Source organism: Paenibacillus sp. Lou8.1 (assembly GCF_024213565.1).
GTDB lineage: Bacteria > Bacillota > Bacilli > Paenibacillales > Paenibacillaceae > Paenibacillus > Paenibacillus polymyxa_B.
In genome coordinates this window covers 218,730-238,176 of sequence record NZ_JANAVN010000004.1, presented here as the reverse complement: position 1 = coordinate 238,176, position 19,447 = coordinate 218,730, and the positions used below count along the sequence as shown (strand labels likewise).

At 49.3% G+C, this 19,447-nt stretch carries 1 protein-coding gene (running past one end of the window); it reads left to right on the top strand.

Annotated elements, in window-relative coordinates; all coding sequences use genetic code 11:
* Window positions 1-19,432 carry the 3' portion of an SDR family NAD(P)-dependent oxidoreductase gene (locus NLX78_RS07435; protein WP_254350116.1) on the top strand. It extends 266 nt beyond the left edge of the window, so 19,432 of the gene's 19,698 nt are visible here — the last part of the coding sequence; the start codon falls outside the window, past its left edge; it ends in the stop codon at window positions 19,430-19,432.
* Window positions 19,433-19,447: the final 15 nt, after the last annotated feature.

Genomic DNA, 19,447 nt, shown 5'->3' with positions numbered 1-19,447 from the left:
GAAGAAAGGGGCATGGCTGAAAAATCCGGACCTCTCAGCCTGGGTATTTTTGGTAGGATCGACCTTGCGCAAGCTGCCGGAAATTTTAACCGGGAAGATACCAGCCACCGATATCATTTTTCCTAATTCCTCCATGAATCTGGTAGAAGGTATATATAAGAACAGTCCTGCAGCAGATTACTTTAATGAAGTGTTGGGAGATATCGTAGTTTCCTATCTAAATGAGCGGATCAAGCATAACCCGTCGGTACCGATTCGAATCATTGAAATTGGTGCAGGCACTGGAGGTACTAGCGCTTTGGTCTTCCAGAAGCTCGAACCTTATCGGAAGCATATTCAAGAATATTGCTATACCGACAAATCCAGAGCATTTTTATTACATGCACAAAAAGAGTACGGTCCACAAAACCCTTACCTGACTTATCAGATTTTTAATGTGGAAGAGTCGGCTCAGGGACAAGATATCGATGCAGGTGGATATGATATTGTGATTGCCACCAATGTATTGCACGCCACACGGAACATTCGCCAAACGTTACGCAATGTCAAAGCGGCGCTGCGAGAAAACGGTCTGATTCTAATAAATGAAATCAGCGGTAACTCTCTGTTAAACCATCTATCCTTTGGCCTTTTAGAGGGATGGTGGCTTTATAATGACCCGGAGCTGCGCATTCCAGGCTCTCCCGGGTTATATCCCGAAAGTTGGCAAAAGGTATTGGAAATGGAGGGTTTCCGGTCCGTTTTCTTCCCTGCTCAGGAAGCGCATGATATAGGTCAACAAATTATTGTGGCGGAAAGCGATGGTATGATTCTGAACAAACAGGAGCCTGAACACGACAAATCTCAAATGAAACAGCGTGACGAAGGAATTCGATCAGATATTGATGTAACAAGCGAGATGGCTGAAGAGTATGTCAAGGAGCTTATCGTAGGGAAGCTGGTAGAGGCTTTGAATGTGGACTTTACTATGATTGATATTCATGAGTCATTCGCAGATTATGGGCTGGACTCCATTCTTGGCGTCAACTTTGTGCAGGCTGTCAATCAGGGGCTGGGGATTCATTTGCAAACTACCGACATCTTCGATTACAGTTCGGTAAAACAACTGACGCTATACATTTTAAGCCAATATGGAGATAAAGTTTCACAAGTCTTGGACCAGAGCGCTAATCCAATAGACAACATGGAAGATGCAAGTCGCGACATCCAAAAACCTAAAGACACGGATCATATTCTTCATCCCGTTGAAACGGCAAGTATATCCTTTGAGCAGGACAGACCCAATAAGAAGGATAAAGAGAAAGCTTTAACACCAAGGGAGCCCATTGCGATTATTGGAATGAGCGGGCGGTTTGCTGGATCAGATAATGTACATGAGCTTTGGAATCACCTTAAGAACGGTGACGATTTAGTGGAAGAGGTAACCCGGTGGGATCTTTCGAAATACCAGAAAAAACATGCAAGCTACTGCAATCACGGCAGTTTTTTGGGGGATATTGATAAGTTTGATCCACTTTTTTTCAATATCTCAGGATTGGAAGCGACCTATATGGATCCGCAGCAGCGATTGTTCCTGGAGGAAGCGTGGCATGCTCTGGAAGATGCTGGATATGCGGGGACAGGGATGGAGGGTCGCCGTTGTGGAGTGTATGTGGGCTGTGCAGAGGGAGATTACCAACAATTGCTGGGTGAAGACCTGCCTCCACAAGCGCTTTGGGGTCATATGGGTTCCGTGATACCCGCTAGAATCTCCTACTACTTGAATCTTCACGGACCAGCAATAGCTGTAGATACAGCTTGTTCCAGTTCGTTAGTTGCAGTTCATCTGGCCTGCCAAAGCTTATGGACCGGAGAAACGGATATGGCTTTAGCTGGTGGTGTCTATATTCATACGACCCCTCGCTGCTATTTATATGGTGACAGGGCAGGGATGCTGTCTCGATCGGGACGCTGCTATACCTTTGATGATAGGGCAGATGGAATGGTTCCGGGAGAAGCGCTTGGCGCGATTGTGCTCAAGCGACTTCATGAAGCTGTTGCTGATGGAGACCACATCTATGGAGTGATTTTAGGCTCAGCGATCAACCAGGACGGCACCACGAATGGACTTACTGCCCCAAGTCAGAAATCTCAGGAGCGACTCGAGCAAAATGTATACGATACATTTCATATCCACCCAGAGCAAATCCAGATGGTGGAAGCACATGGAACTGGCACCAAATTGGGAGATCCCATTGAATATCAGGCACTGACTCGAACTTTTAGAAAGTATACCGACAAGAAGGAATATTGCGCCATAGGGTCCATTAAGACGAATATTGGCCATACGCAAATTGCGGCAGGAATTACGGGAATGATCAAACTGTTATTGTCATTAAAGAATAAGCAAATTCCTCCTACACTTCATTTCCGGTCGGGCAATTCAAACATTCAGTTTGCGGATAGTCCTTTTTATGTCAATACGTATCTGCAGGACTGGGAAGTTGAGCCTGGAGTCAGACGCTGTGCAGCGGTCAGCTCCTTTGGTGCCAGCGGTACGAATGCTCATATGGTCATAGAAGAGGCTCCACAGACGGAACGGAGACATTCCGAAAAGCCAGGTTATTTCATTCCGTTGTCGGCACGGACTTCAAAACAATTACGCCAGCAGGTAGAGCAACTGCTCGCTTATTGTGAACAGGAGCCTAAGGCGGATTGCGGTAATATGAGCTATACATTATTGCTTGGGAGAAAGCACTGTAATCATCGGCTTGCATGTGTTGCCCGTAATCAAGGCGAGCTTGTCATGTCCCTTAAAAAGTGGCTGGAAAAGGGCAGTGCTTCTCAAGTTTATCATTCTGAACTGCACGAAAAGGATCAACGCATACAAACATCTTTGAAAAGATACGGGGATGAATGTATTTACAATTGTCAAAACGCAAGCGATACCCGCGAGTATTTGGAGCTTTTGACTACGATTGCAGATCTGTATGTTCAGGGATATTCGTTAGACTTTGAGTGCTTGTTTTCAAATGAACAGTACTCTAGGATTCCGTTGCCAACTTATCCTTTTGCAAAAGAGCAGTATTGGGCGCCTAGGAGTGAGGACGAAATTACAGGCGGCAGAGCGGCAGAGCGTGAACCAAAATTTACGGTCGCCAGAGCTGTGGAAGCGCCTGCCGTTACGAGTAGCCGTACACTGCTATTTGAGCCTACATGGAAAAAGCAGGATGTACCGCTGGAAGCCGAAGTCCCTGCCTATGATCGGCGAATGGTCTTGCTTTGTGAGCCAGACGAAGCTTTGCACGAGCGACTCGAAGCGAGTTTGAACGGAGCTGTGCAGGTGCTTGCCTTTCGATCCGGGAAGAGCCGGATTGATGAACGGTTCCAGGCCTATGCTATTCAGGCCTTTGAGAGCATCCAAAGCATACTCAAAGACAAGCCTGAGGGGAGGGTGCTGGTCCAAATTGTGGTGCGGAACGCCGGGGAAGGACGGCTCTTTTCGGGACTTTCAGGACTGTTGAAGACAGCCCGGCTGGAAAACCCGAAATTCATCGGGCAGCTGATTGAAGTGGATCAGGGAGAACAGGCGGAAGGCATCCTGGCGAAGCTGGAGGTTAACAGCCGTAGCCCGATGGATGGCTGGATTCGCTATGAGAACGGACAACGGACAATCGCTTGCTGGAGCAGGCTTGAAACATCTGGGCAAGAAGAGGGGCTTCCATGGAGAGACGGTGGGGTCTATCTGATCACCGGCGGCTCCGGCAGTCTGGGACTGCTGGTTGCAGAAGAGATTGCCCGGCAGACGCAAGCAGCGACCTTCATTTTGACGGGGCGGTCGCCGCTGGACCGAGACAAGCAGACGAAGCTGCAGGAGCTGGAGTCTTCAGGCGCCAGCGTGGTGTACAGGCAAGCGGATATCACCCATAGAAACACCATTATCGGTTTATTGGACAGCATTCAGCAGGAATTTGGACGTGTCCATGGGATCATCCACTGTGCAGGGGTGATTCAAGATAATTTCATCATTAAAAAAACTAGTGAAGAATTTTTGGAGGTGCTGGGACCGAAGGTGAGCGGACTGGTCCATCTGGATGAGACAAGCAGCGGCCAGAACCTAGACTTCTTTGTGCTCTTTTCTTCCATATCGGGCAGCCTGGGCAATCCTGGACAGGCTGACTATTCGACGGCCAATGCCTTTATGGACGCATACGCCGAATACCGGAATGCCCTGGTAGGGGCCAAGCAACGGCGGGGGCAGACGTTATCCATCCGCTGGCCGCTATGGAAAGAGGGCGGAATGCGGATCGATGCGGACACGGAACAGATCATGACGCAAAACATGGGTATTACAACCATGCAGACTCAGTCGGGAATGAGGGCGTTGTATCAAAGCTTGGCCTCCGGCAAGGAGCAGGTGATGGTCATGGAAGGGGAGCCTGAGAAAATTGAGACTTACCTGGCGAAAGCCGTTTCACAGCCCGGTGTCCGTGCCATCCAAGTAGCTGTTTCTAATCAGGCAACCCCTAAGCTGGATGCAGGCCAGCTCTACGATAAAACCTTATATCGACTCAAGGTGCTTTTGGGAGAGGTGACTCGGCTGAGCGTCAGCAGCATCGAAGCCCATGAGCCGCTGGAGAGGTATGGAATCGACTCGATCATGATTACCCAGCTTAATGCCAAGCTGACGGGCTTCTTTGGGGAGCTGTCCCAGACGTTGTTTTATGAGTACCAGACCTTGCACGCCTTGACGGAATATTTTGTGGCGGAATACCCGCAGGAGTGCATGCAGTGGACCGGAATAAGCCATGACATGCAGCCTGTAGAGGAAATACTTGCGGCACCGTTGTGCGCCGAGGAAAAAGCCGTGCCGGCTGCGGCAAAGGAGGAAGCGAAGCCTGTCCGAAGCTTGGCCGGGTCTGCCCCTGCGGAAATGCATGAACCGATAGCGATCATTGGGATGGCTGGAAAGTATCCCTGGTCCAGGGACATGAACGAATATTGGGAAAATCTAAAAGCAGGGAAGGACTGTGTCACCGAAATCCCAAGTGAGCGTTGGACGCTGGAAGGGTTCTTCCATCCTGATTCACAGGAAGCGGTGGCGAATGGAAAAAGCTACAGCAAGTGGGGTGGCTTTATCGAAGGATTTGCGGATTTCGATCCGCGCTTTTTCAATATTGCGCCACGGGAAGCACTCGGTATGGACCCGCAGGAAAGGCTGTTCATTGAAGCCTGTTGGGAAGCACTGGAGGACGCGGGTTACACCCGAGAACAGCTTGCGGTGCGGCATAACCGCCGGGTAGGCGTATTTGCTGGGATTACCAAAACGGGTTTCGATCTATACGGACTTGATTTATGGAGAAAAGGAACGCAAATATACCCTCACACATCCTTTAGTTCAGTGGCCAACAGGATTTCATATCTCTTTAATTTGCAAGGGCCAAGCATGCCGATCGATACGATGTGTTCGTCCTCGTTGACCGCGATTCATGAAGCCTGTGAGCATCTGTACCGCGGAGAATGCGAAATGGCTATTGCAGGCGGAGTAAATCTGTATCTCCATCCGCTCAGCTATGTCGGACTTTGCGCCAACCACATGCTGTCAGCAGACGGGCAGTGCAAGAGCTTCGGCGAAGGAGGCAATGGGTTTGTCCCTGGAGAAGGCGCGGGAGTCGTCCTATTAAAGCCGCTGTCCAAGGCGATCGCTGATGGGGACCTTATCCATGCGGTGATTCGGGGGACAAGCATTAACCATGGAGGTAAGACCAACGGCTATACGGTGCCGAACCCGACAGCCCAAGGGGAGCTGATTCGGGCGGCACTGGAGCGAGCGGGGGTACATGCGCGGACGGTTAGCTATATGGAAGCCCACGGAACAGGCACGGAGCTGGGAGACCCGATTGAAGTGACGGGTCTGACCCAGGCATTCAGGAAGGATACGCCGGATACGGGATTCTGCGCCATAGGCTCTGTGAAGTCCAACATCGGACATCTGGAGGCGGCAGCGGGCATCGCCGGGGTGGGGAAAATCATCTTGCAGATGAAAAACCGGACGCTGGTTCCCAGCCTGCATGCCCAAGAATTGAATCCGAACATCCATTTTGGTCAGACGCCGTTCATCGTCCAGCAGGAGCTGGGGGAATGGAGACGGCCGGTGGTTGAGATTGATGGAGAGACGCGGGAATATCCGAGGATTGCCGGGATTTCATCGTTTGGAGCGGGAGGCTCCAATGCACATGTCATCATCGAAGAGTACATTGCGGAAGAGAAGGTGCCCATGAGCGTTACGGCTCAAAAGCCTGCGATCATCGTATTGTCAGCCAAAAATGAAGAACGACTGAAAAAGCAGGCCGAGAGATTGCTAGCCGTTATGCGGGAAGGACAGCTCAGCGAAAGCAGTCTGGCCGATGTGGCCTACACGCTGCAGGTGGGACGCGAAGCCATGGAAGAGCGCCTGGCAGTGATAGCAGGGTCTATGCAGGAGCTGGTGGACAAACTGGAAGGATTCCTGGAAGGACGGGACAGTATCCCTGAGTTGTGCCGGGGTCAGGTCAAACGGAATAAGGAGGCGCTGACGGCGCTGGTAGAAGATGAAGACATGGACAAAACGATCGCTGCCTGGATAGGGAAAAGGAAATATTCGAAGGTTGTTGATCTCTGGGTCAAGGGATTGTCGATGGATTGGAACCTGCTTTATGGGGATGCCAAGCCGCGGCGAATCAGCCTGCCGGCCTATCCTTTTGCGAGGGAGCGGTACTGGATCACGGATATTATGAGTCCCTCTGTAGAAAGAGTCTCTTCTGTAGAAAGAGCCGTTACGGAAGCTCAGGAAAAGGCAATTCCCGTCCAGACTCATGCGATGCAGCCAACAGCCCTAATGCAATCCGTTTTTTTAAATAGTTCTGAAAAACCAAGCGCTATATCCTTACCGAATTTGTTGGACCGTCAGCCGCATCTAAGCAAGTCTGCCAACCAGGAGGGGACAACGATCATGTTAACTTCACTGGAGGAGACATCGCACACATTAGAGGATGAGAAGAAGACGGAAGCGCTGTCGTCTATTCCTTCTATAATATCAGCGGAAATATTGCAGGAGGAGCTGACAACAAGCCTGGCGCAGGCTTTATATATAGATCGGAGCGATATCGATTCGGATAGAAACTTTGTTGATCTTGGATTGGATTCCATTATAGGCGTAGAGTGGGTTCGTAGCATTAATAAGCATTACAATACATCCATAACAGCGACAAAAGTCTACGATTATCCAACCATCCGGGATTTTAGCAAATTTGTAGAGAAGGAATTGTTGAGCAAATCAATTGCGCCATTCTCTGCCCAGTCTATTTCGGATCATTCTCCAGCAGAGTATTCACCGTCATCCGTTGCATTAGAGCCGGAGAAATCGGCAGAGGCTTCCATTCAGGTGAATTTGATGCCGATTTCGTTTGAAAAGCAGGCGCAGGCCAGCATGGCTGAGTGCAGCGCCTCTGCAGAGCTGTTGCAGGAAGAACTGACGGTAAGCCTGGCAGAGGCTTTGTACATGGAACGGAGCGAGATCGAGGCGGATAAAAACTTTATAGATACCGGACTAGATTCCATTATAGGCGTAGAGTGGGTTCGAAACATAAATAAACGATTTGGCACATCCATAGCAGCGACCAAGGTCTACGACTATCCGACCATTCGCCAATTCGCTACATTTTTGGCACAAGAAATCAATAAGCGTGGAGGAAGCTCCAATCAACAGTCCTTGAACACAGTCCCGGACACAGACAAGCCTATTGCGGAAGTCCATTCGAAGGGACCTGACATGATGCAATGCTCTCCAAGGCTATCGCCCAAGGAGGAGCCCGAGTCATTCCACCTGGTAAAGGTAGCAGAGGATTCATCGCCTTTGCCTTCGGAAAATAAAGACGTAATTGCAATTGTCGGGATTTCGGGAAGATATCCTGGTGCGGAAGATGTGCAGCAATATTGGGATAATCTCACTCTAGGCAAAAATTCCATTATTGAAATCCCGAAGGACCGTTGGGATGTAAGCCAATATTATGATCCTCGTCCAGCGCAAGAGGGGAAAATCAATTGCAAGTGGCTGGGTGTTTTAGAGGATATGGAATATTTTGATCCGTTATTTTTCAATATTTCTCCTACCGAGGCGGAAGGGATGGATCCTCAGCAGCGCATCTTTATGCAGGAAGCATATAAGGCAATTGAGGATGCAGGCTATAGTGGCTCACAGTTGGGAAATAAAAAATGTGGGGTTTACCTTGGAATTTTAAATAATGAATATAGTATGCTGCGGTACAAGCATCAAGCGCAGTTCACCAATACTACCGGAAACAGTAACGCTATTGCAGCGGCTCGCATCTCTTATTTCCTCAATCTGAAAGGTCCAGCCATATCCGTAGATACGGCATGCTCCTCATCGCTGGTGGCAACCCATCTGGCATGCCAGGCGTTATCTAACGGAGAGATAGAAATGGCGTTGGTTGGCGGAGTGTCGCTATATCTGACTCCTGAATCGTATGTAGGCATGTCTGCATCCGGAATGTTGTCGCCAGATGGCCGGTGTAAAACGTTTGACAATAGCGCCAACGGCTTTGTTCCAGGGGAAGGAGTAGGGGCGCTGGTTCTGAAGCGGCTGAAGGATGCTGAAGCTGATCGGGATCATATATACGGAGTTATTATCGGGTCCGGAATCAATCAAGATGGAAAAACCAACGGGATTACCGCTCCAAGCACTAACAGCCAAATTGAGCTGGAGCGGGAAATATACAACAAATATCAGATTGAGCCTGAAAGCATTAGCTATGTTGAAATGCATGGGACAGGAACCAAGCTGGGCGACCCTATTGAATTGGAAGCTTTATCAACCGCTTTTAAAGAAAAAACCGATCAGAAGAACTACTGTGCCATAGGTTCGGTAAAAAGCAATATCGGGCATACTTCTGCAGCAGCGGGCATAGCAAGCGTGCAAAAGGTGTTGCTATGCATGAAGCATAGAAAACTAGTACCGACACTGAATTTCAAGAACCCGAATGAGCATTTTGATTTTGATGATTCTCCTTTTTATGTCAATACAGAATTAAACGCGTGGGAACCTTCCCGCGGGGGCAAAAGGCGCGCCGCTGTGAGCTCTTTCGGATTTAGCGGTACGAACGCCCATCTTATTATTGAAGAATATCGTCCTGGGACGGGAACATCTGCGACATCACCAACAGCCGCCGATATCCATAATCCCGTTCTCTTCGTTTTGTCTGCCAAAGGTGAAAAGCAACTAAAAACGTATGCCGAAAGAATGAGGAGCTTTATTGCATCCCAGGAAAATCTTAACCTCTCGGATATGGGATATACGCTGCAAGTGAGCCGCGAGCCGATGGATTACCGGCTGGCTTTTGTGGCAGATTCAAAAGAGGCAATGCTAAAAACGCTCGAAGGATTTGTGAATCATGATCCGCTTGCTGGCGTCCTAACGGCTCAGGTGAAAAAGAGCAAAGACGGGATTGTGATGTTTGAGGCGGATGAAGATGCCAAATCGTTGCTTGAAACCTGGATCAAGAAGAAAAAACTAAAAAAAATAGCGGAGTTGTGGGTAAAGGGGCTAACTATTGACTGGAACAAGCTGTACGGGGACATCAAACCTTACCGGATCAGTCTACCGACCTATCCTTTTGCGAGAGAACGCTGTTGGGCGCCTGAGCTTGACAGCAAGGCAGGCAAAGGCATGACTTCTGTCACTGCTGCTTCGCTCCATCCTTTACTGCATCAAAACACCTCCGATTTCTCGGAACAGCGGTTCAGTTCGACTTTTACAGGCCAGGAGTTTTTCTTGAAGGATCATGTGGTGAATGGACGTAAAGTTTTATCCGGGGCTGCTTGCCTTGAAATGGTCCGGGCAGCCGTGGATCAGGCAACAGGATCTGATGAGGGCGGGCCAACCGGAATTTGCCTTAAAAACGTGGTTTGGGCACGGCCTATTATCGTAGAGCATGGGCCACTACAGTTACACATCGGACTTTTCCTGGATGATCATCAAGAGATTTCCTATGAAATATATGGGGAGAGCGAAGAAGCTGATGCAGGGATTGTGATATATAGCTACGGCAGTGCTGCACGAAGATCAGCTGCGGAGGTCCCAGCACTGAATATTAAAGACTTGCAGAATGTATGCAGTCGGAACTTCGATCCCACACAATTGTATAGAGTTTTCAGGGATATGGGAATGGATTATGGCCCTGGACATCAAGGGATTGAGATGGTGTATGCGGGAGAGGGTCAAGTGCTGGCTAAGTTATGCTTGCCGTCTTCCGTTTCTGACAATCAAAGCCAATTTGTCCTGCATCCAAGTATGATAGATTCGGCCTTGCAGGCAACCATAGGCTTGACGCTGGGGTCTGGCGAGATCAAACCTTCTCTGCCTTACGCCATTCAAGAAGTTGAAATTATAAAAAATTGCAGCTCCATCATGTGGGCGTTGATTCGTTATAATGCAGACGGTATAGCTGAGGAAAAGGCACAGAAGCTGGATATTGACCTGAGCGACGAAACCGGAGCCATCTGTGTCAGGATAAAAGGATATTCATCAAGAATTCTGAATAGGGACTCGATTTCCTCAGATGTTCAGTCTAATTCTAGTAACTTGATGCTTGAACCCGTATGGAAAGAGCAAGGGATTGCTCTAGAGGTCGAAATGCCTGCATATGATCGCCATGTCGTGTTACTCTGCCAGCCGTACGGGATTTCCCGTGAACAAGTTGAAGCTCGGATGGACGGCGTGCAATGCATTGTACTGCAACCCGACCGAAACGGAATCGCGGAACAGTTCCAGCGTTACGCCGTCCAGGTGGTTGAAGAGATTCAAAGCATTTTCAGGGAAAAACCCAATGGTAAGGTGCTGATCCAGATTGCCATAAGCGGACAGGAGGAGCAGCAGCTTTTCTCGGGACTTTCCGGTCTTTTAAAAACGGCCCGGCTTGAGCATTCAAAACTGGTAGGTCAGTTAATAGAACTGGGACAGGATGAGGACTGGGGAGCAATCATAGACATTTTAAAAGAAAACAGCCGTAGCCTCGAGGATATCCAGATTCGTTACGAGAAAGGAACACGGTGGGTTTCCTGCTGGAACGAAGTTCACATCTCTCAGGAAGCGGCGGGTAACCCGTGGAAGGGGGGCGGAGTGTACCTGATTACCGGCGGTGCCGGTGGATTGGGGCTCATTTTTGCCAGAGAGATTACGGATAAAGTTCATAAAGCCGTCTTGATTTTAACGGGGCGTTCCGCGCTGGATGAGGGCAAACGGGCTGAGATAAAGAAAATGGAGGCATTAGGGGCACGAATCATATACAGACAGGTTGATGTGACTCAGGAGCAGGCGGTGACCGATTTAATCCAGGAAATTCAGGAGGAATTCGGAAACATCAATGGCATCATTCACAGTGCAGGAGTCATTCGCGACAACCGCATACTCCAAAAAAATAGCGAGGAGATGCTGGAGGTTCTCGCTCCCAAAGTATTAGGGACAGTGAATCTGGATCAGGCGAGCAAGAACTTGCCGCTTGACTTCTTTATTCTATTTTCGTCTGTAGCCGGAGGATTAGGTAATCAGGGACAGGCAGACTATTCTGCAGCTAATGTGTTTATGGATGCTTATGCCGGATACCGGAACACTCTGATAGCATCTAAGCAGCGACAGGGTCAAACGCTATCCATCAATTGGCCGCTATGGAAAGAGGGTGGGATGCGTATTGATGAGGAGACGGAGAAGCTGGTAAGGCAGCGTACAGGCATGAGCGGTATGTCAACCTCTTCCGGCATTCAGGCCTTGTACCGTGGCATGATCGCGGGCGTTGATCAGGTTATGGTGATGGAAGGCAATCTCGCAAAAATGAAGAAAACCATGGGGTTAATCACGACTCCAGAGACTAGGCAGCCTGAAAAGGTGACAGGAATTTCAGAAGCTTCCTCTGAAAGCAATGTCGTACCAGATCTGCTGGACAAGGTGCAGGCCGCTATGATACAGGCCGTGTCAAGATTGCTGAAAGTCAAACTTGAAGATATTGATGAACATGTAGAAATGAGTGAGTATGGCTTCGATTCCATCCTGCTCACACAATTTACCAACAACATCAATCACTTATACCGGCTTGAGCTGACGCCGGACATATTTTTTGAATACACAACGATTCATGACTTCACCAGGTATTTGGTGGACGAATATGATGCCGTGCTTGGCGAGCAGTTTGCCGTGCATGCCCGGACTGAGCCTGCTGTGCAGGCCGTGGAGGATGATAGGGAAGACAGTACCCGCGGTAGACGGCAGCGTTTCCGGTTTGCAGGCGGGAATGTGTTGTCCAACCCGCAGCTGACTCAGGCTGCTCCTGAACCCATTGCCATCGTGGGAATGAGCGGTGTATTTCCCATGGCCCGGGATGTGGATGAGTTTTGGAAAAATCTTGAGGAAGGCAGGGACTGTATCACTGAAATCCCTGAAGATCGCTGGGATTGGAAGACGTATTACGGTGACCCTGAGCAGGAGGCCAATAAAACAAACATCAAGTGGGGCGGGTTTATTGAGGGGATCTATGAGTTTGACCCGCTATTCTTTGGAATTTCACCGCGGGAAGCCGCACTCATGGACCCGCAGCAACGTCTGTTGATGACCTATATCTGGAAGGCGATTGAAGATGCAGGCATTCAGGCAGGGAGTCTATCGGGAACCCGCACAGGAATCTTTGTAGGTACCGCGAACAGCGGCTACAGCGGTATGATCTATCAGGGAAATGTGGGTGTCGAGGCGTATTCCTCCAGCGGTATGGCACCGTCTGTTGGGCCCAATCGAATGAGCTATTTCCTTAATATTCATGGTCCGAGCGAGCCTGTCGAAACGGCTTGCTCCAGTTCACTGGTGGCCATTCACCGGGCCGTTAGGGCCATAGAGGATGGAAGCTGCGAGATGGCGATTACGGGTGGTGTTAATGTGATTATCACACCTGAACTCCATATCAGCTTTAACAAAGCAGGGATGCTGTGTGAGGACGGTCGATGCAAAACCTTCTCCAATAAGGCCAATGGCTACGTGCGTGGTGAAGGGGCCGGCATGCTTTTCCTGAAAAAGCTGAAGGATGCAGAGAAGGATGGAGACCATATTTATGGTGTGATTCGGGGTACTGCCGTCAATCACGGAGGCCGGGCCAATTCCCTGACAGCTCCTAATCCGAGGGCTCAGGCGGATGTGTTGGTAAATGCATACACAAAGGCCGGAATCGACCCGAGGACAGTAACTTACATTGAGGCCCACGGGACAGGCACCGAGCTGGGCGATCCGATTGAAATTAACGGGCTGAAAGCAGCTTTCAAAGAGCTTTATGAGAACACAGAGGGGCCCGGAATCACAGAATCCCATTGCGGATTGGGCTCGGTGAAGACCAATATCGGACATCTGGAACTGGCTTCTGGAATCGCAGGCGTCATAAAAGTACTGCTTCAGTTAAAGCATAAAAAGCTGGTCAAAAGCCTTCATTGTGAGGCAATTAATCCTTATATAAAACTTGAAGGCAGTCCGTTCTATATTGTTCAGGAGGCGCAGGAGTGGAAGCCACAGCGGGATACTCTAGGGGAAAATATTCCTCGGAGAGCAGGGGTTAGCTCCTTTGGATTCGGGGGTGCCAATGCCCATTTGGTAATCGAAGAATATATTCCTGGAAAGCAGGAGCAGAATTCTATTACCCTTACCACCCCAAAATCGGCTATTGTGGTGCTGTCAGCCAAGAGTGAAGGACAACTGCAGGAGCAAGCGCAGCTATTACTAGCTGCAATCGGGGAGCATCCGTTCACAGACAGCAGTCTGGTAGATATAGCGTATACCCTTCAGGTGGGGCGCGAAGCGATGGAAGAACGTGTGGCTTTCGTTGCAGGCTCTCTCCGGGAGCTAGAAGAGAAATTAAAAGGATTTGTGGAAGGCCGGGATGGTATCCACGGCTTATACGTGGGACACGCCAAACGCCATAGAGAAGAAAATAGAGCTCGTGAAGACGGAGAGGGTGCGGGCACGGCGATTGATGTGTTAGTTAGCGAAGGCAACTATGGCAAAATCGCTGACCTTTGGGTAAAAGGAGTCTTTATTGACTGGGCCCTGTTGTACGGAGAGGCTAAACCAAACCGTATCAGTCTGCCAACCTATCCCTTTGCCAAAGAACGATATTGCATAACCGATATCAATAAACGGACGGGAGCAAGCGGTGTTGTGCTGGAAAGGGAGACAGCAGTCGGCATTCATCCTCTACTTCAGCGCAATACGTCCAATATTTATGGACTGCAGTTCAGCTCCATTTTTACGGGGAAGGAATTTTTCCTGTCTGACCATGTGATAAGGGGGCAGAAGCTCTTGCCTGGAGTGGCCTACCTTGAAATGGCGCGGGCGGCAGTAGAGCAGGTTGCAGGATCTCCAGAAGACAAGTGGACGTCCATCCGGTTAAAAGATGTGGATTGGATCCGGCCTGTTGTGGTTGGGGAGAAGTCGGTGGACGTCAGTATTGGGCTCTATCCTCAAGATGGCGGGGAGATCGCCTATGAAATTTACAGCGAGTCTGGAGCAACGGACACGGAGCTGGTGGTGCATAGTGAAGGCAGGGCAGTAATTGTTCCGGTGGCAGAGATCCCCGCTATAGATATTAAAACCTTGCTGGAGCAGTGCAATCTGGGCTCCTTCTCATCCCGTCAGTGCTATGAGGCGTTTGCGACGATGCAGGTGTCCTATGGGCCGGGACACCAGGGAATTGAAAAAATATATATCGGGGTGGGTCAAGCGCTTGCCAAGTTGTCCTTGCCTTCTTCCGTTTACCCTACGATGGAACATTTTGTGATGCACCCCAGTTTGATGGATTCCGTTCTTCAGGCGACGATAGGCTTGATTATGAGTGCGGGTGATCGCAAAGCTTCCATTAAGCCAGCTTTACCATTTGCATTGGAAGAGTTGGTGGTGTTTAACAAATGTACATCAGAGATGTGGGCCTGGATCCGTAATAGTGAAGACAGCAGGCAAAATGGCTCGCTGCAAAAGTTAGATATCGATTTGTGTGACGAGCAGGGGAATGTTTGTGTGAGAATGAAGGGATTCTCATCACGAGTTGCTGAAGGAGGAACAGGGGGCCCAGATGAATGGACTGCACCTGAGACTTTGATGCTTGAGCCTGTGTGGGAAGAACAAGCGATTGCTCTGGAAGGAACAGCACCTGACTATCAACAGCATCTGGTAATTTTATGCGAACCGGGGTATATTTCCGGGGAAATTATTGAATCGCAAATGAACGGGGTGCAGTGCCTCATTCTCCAATCCGAAGAGAAGAGCATTGATGCACAGTTTAGGACTTATGCGACACAGGTGTTTGAGGCAATTCAACATATTCTTAAAACGCAATCCAAAGGCAAAACATTGGTTCAGCTTGTCGTTCCGGTGCAGGAACACCAACAGTTATTCTCGGGACTTTCCGGACTCTTAAAAACAGCATGGCTGGAGAATCCAGTACTGGTTGGCCAGCTGATAGAAATGGATGTGGAGCAGGATTCAGCAGGTATGATAAATATCCTGCAAGAAAACAGTCGCGGTTCTATAGAACCACATATCCGCTATCAATTGGGTAGACGGCATGTTGCCGTATGGACGGAAATTAAAGCCTCCTGGGAAGCGATCAGCATTCCGTGGAAAGACAGGGGAGTATATTTGATTACCGGCGGAACCGGAAGTCTCGGTTTGATTTTTGCCGAAGAAATTACACGACAGGCCAGAGATACTGCTTTAATTCTTGTTGGACGCTCCCCGCTTCGTGGTGACACCAAAGCAAGGATTGAGGAGATAGAGGCTTTAGGTGCAAGAGTAGTATTCCGACAAGTCGATGTCGCCGATAAAAGGGCGGTTGAAGATTTGATTCGGGATATTCAGGAAGAGTTTGGGAAGCTGGATGGAATTGTGCACAGCGCAGGAATGGTTAGCGATAATTTCATTATTAAAAAAACACGGGAGGAATTGCAAAACGTTTTGGCGCCAAAGGTTACGGGATTGGTGAATCTGGATCAGGCTTGTAAGGAAATTCCGCTGGACTTCTTCATCCTTTTTTCATCCGTTGCAGGGAGCCTTGGGAATATAGGACAGGCAGACTATGCTGCTGCCAATGCCTTTATGGACGCCTATGCCAAGTACCGTAGTACGCTGGTAGAGCGAGCACAACGCCAGGGGCGGACGATTTCAGTCAATTGGCCGCTCTGGAAAGAAGGCGGAATGCGTATTGATGGGGAAACAGAAAAGATCATGGAAGGGATGGGGATGTTTGCAATGGAGACTGGTGCAGGAATTCGGGCTTTGTATCAGAGCCTGGCTTCCGAAAAGAATCAAGTCATGGTGTTGAAAGGGCATGCCAGTCAGCTAAGAGAAACGCTCCTGCAGCAACCGTCCCTGGATCAGGCTGGAGATGCCTCCTCTATGATAAGGGAAAGCGAGATGGGTTCGGTCATCGGACAAGACCTGCTTGCCGAAAAAGCGGCAAATTATTTAAAGCAATTGCTCGCTACATCCATCAGGCTGCCGGTAAGGCAGATTGAAACCGATGCCCCTATGGAGAAATATGGCATTGATTCCATTATGATTAAACAGCTAACCCGTGAGTTGGAGAAAACGTTTGGAACACTGCCCAAAACTTTATTTTTTGAATACCAGAATATCCGGGAATTGACCCAATATTTCCTCAAAGTCCACCAGAAGCAGCTGATTAAATTACTTGGAATCGAGACAGAGGACGCTACGAAAGATTTCAAGCCTTCGTCGGTGGAAAACGACCCGGTAAGGTCACTTTCTGATAGTCGGAAGCAATCGCGTTTCATGCCAGTTCAGGCAAGTTTCCAACCGCAACCGGAAAGAGCAGGCGGATCGGAGGAAATTGCCATTATCGGTTTGTCGGGCATGTATCCCGATGCAGAAAATATCCGGGAATTCTGGAACAATCTGCGCGATGGGAAGGATTGCATTACGGAAATCCCCAAAGATCGCTGGGATCACAGTATGCACTTTGACGAGGACAGGGACCAGTCCGGAAAAACTTACAGCAAGTGGGGAGGCTTTATTAAAGGTGTGGATCAGTTTGACCCCATGTTTTTCAATATCTCACCTAGAGAAGCACAGATCATCGATCCTCAGGAGCGCCTATTCCTAAAATGCGTCTATGAAACGATAGAGGATGCAGGCTATACCCGGGAAGCACTTGGATTGGAGCGGGGCCTTGGGCAGGATAGGAATGTAGGTGTTTTTGTCGGGGTCATGTATGAAGAATACCAACTTTATGGAGCACAGGAACAAGCTAGGGGCAGAATGATTGCCGTTCCTGGCAATCCGGCTTCCATTGCAAACCGGGTATCTTATTTCTGTAACTTCCACGGTCCGAGCATGGCTGTGGACACCATGTGCTCTTCTTCATTGACGACCATTCATCTGGCCTGCCAAAGCTTGCAACAAGGCGAGTGTGAGCTTGCCATTGCTGGCGGCGTCAATGTATCCATTCATCCGAACAAATACCTGATGCTTGGGCAAGGCAGGTTTGTATCGAGTAAAGGACGGTGCGAAAGCTTTGGACAAGGCGGAGATGGATATGTGCCGGGAGAAGGCGTAGGAGCTGTACTACTTAAACCGCTGGCCAAAGCTATTGCAGATGGCGATCATATATATGGGGTCGTAAAGGGGACCTCGGTGAATCATGGAGGGAAGACAAACGGATTCTCAGTTCCGAATCCCCATGCGCAGGCCAGTGTCATTGGAAGGGCCTTTAAGAAAGCAGGAATAAACCCCAGAACCATTAGTTACATCGAAGCGCATGGCACTGGGACATCCTTAGGTGACCCCATTGAAATCGCCGGATTGCAAAAAGTGTTCCAGGAATACACGGAGGACAAGCAGTTTTGCGCAATCGGATCGGCAAAATCAAATATTGGGCATTGTGAGAGCGCGGCAGGGATTGCCGGAGTTACAAAGGTGCTCCTTCAGCTCAAATACGGACAAATCGTGCCTTCGCTGCATTCAAAAACACTAAACCCGAATATCGATTTTAGCGATAGTCCTTTTATAGTTCAGCAGGAGCTGGGAGAGTGGAAAAGACCCGTCGTCACAATGAATGGGAAGACGGTTGAATACCCAAGAATCGCAGGTATTTCCTCTTTTGGCGCCGGAGGCTCCAACGCACATGTGCTTATTGAGGAATATATCCCTGAGGAGCAGGAGACTAGACAGGCTGCCATTTCACTGCAAAATCCTTTAATGATCGTGCTGTCGGCGAGGAATAAAGAGCGACTGGAAGAACAGGTGCAAAGGTTGCTTGCTGAACTCAAAGAGCCGGAATACTCGCAAATCAGCCTGGAGGATATAGCATTTACTCTGCAGGTGGGACGGGAAGCCATGGAAGAACGGTTAGCAGTTATAGTTAAGTCTACCCGTGAACTTACAGGAAAGCTGGAGAGCTTTTTAGCGGGGGATGAGAATATTGACGGGCTATATTGGGGTCAGGCAAAGAAGAATAAAGACATCCTAGCTGTTCTTGAGGCGGACGAAGACATGGCAAAAATGGTGGATAGTTGGATAAGCAAGGGTAAGTATACAAAGCTGGCGGAGCTTTGGGTTAAGGGGCTGCTCTTCGATTGGACTAGACTTTATGAGAATACCAGCCCTCGTCGGATTAGTCTGCCAACTTATCCATTTGCCAAGGAGAGCTATTGGATCTTCGCGCGTGGGGGCGAATCCCGGGACGTCGAGGCGGAATCTCCTGTAGCCGATGTGTCGGTACAAGAACTCGTTTCCAGCCCTCCTGCAGTTAACCATAGCAACGATAATGTGCAGAGACAGACTTTGGCGAAAGTACCTGAAAAACCGCAGGGCATTTTGCTAAGCTCCGTTTCCAACATCCAGATGGTAGCAGATAAGCCGGAGAAGTCAGCCGCGCTGGCAGAATCCAAGCCTGCCCCGCCGCAACCTGAGGCCAAGCCTTCTTCGTCGCCGCCCGCTGCCAGGGATGAGGCAAAGCGGTCGACATATGCGCCAACGGCTGTACAGATAGAAGCATTGGAGAAGGAACTGGTAGAAAGTCTTGCGAAATCCCTGAGTATGAATGAAAAGGATATTGGCCGGGACGATCAATTTATTGATATGGGGCTGGACTCTATTATAGGTGTAGAGTGGGTGCAGGCTGTGAATAAACGCTTTGGAACAGCTATTCCAGCAACCAGAGTGTACGATTATCCTAACATTAAAGAATTCTCCAAATTTTTGGCAAAGGAATTGAACAAGTCGGCGGGAGATACAAATCAGGCTTCTACAGAGCCGAAGCCTAAGCAGCCCATGCAAGCCTTGATACAGAAAGTACTGCAGGGTGAGTTGGATTTTGAACAGGCAGACCAGTTATTCAACCAATTACACTCGTAGACAGCCAACACGGTA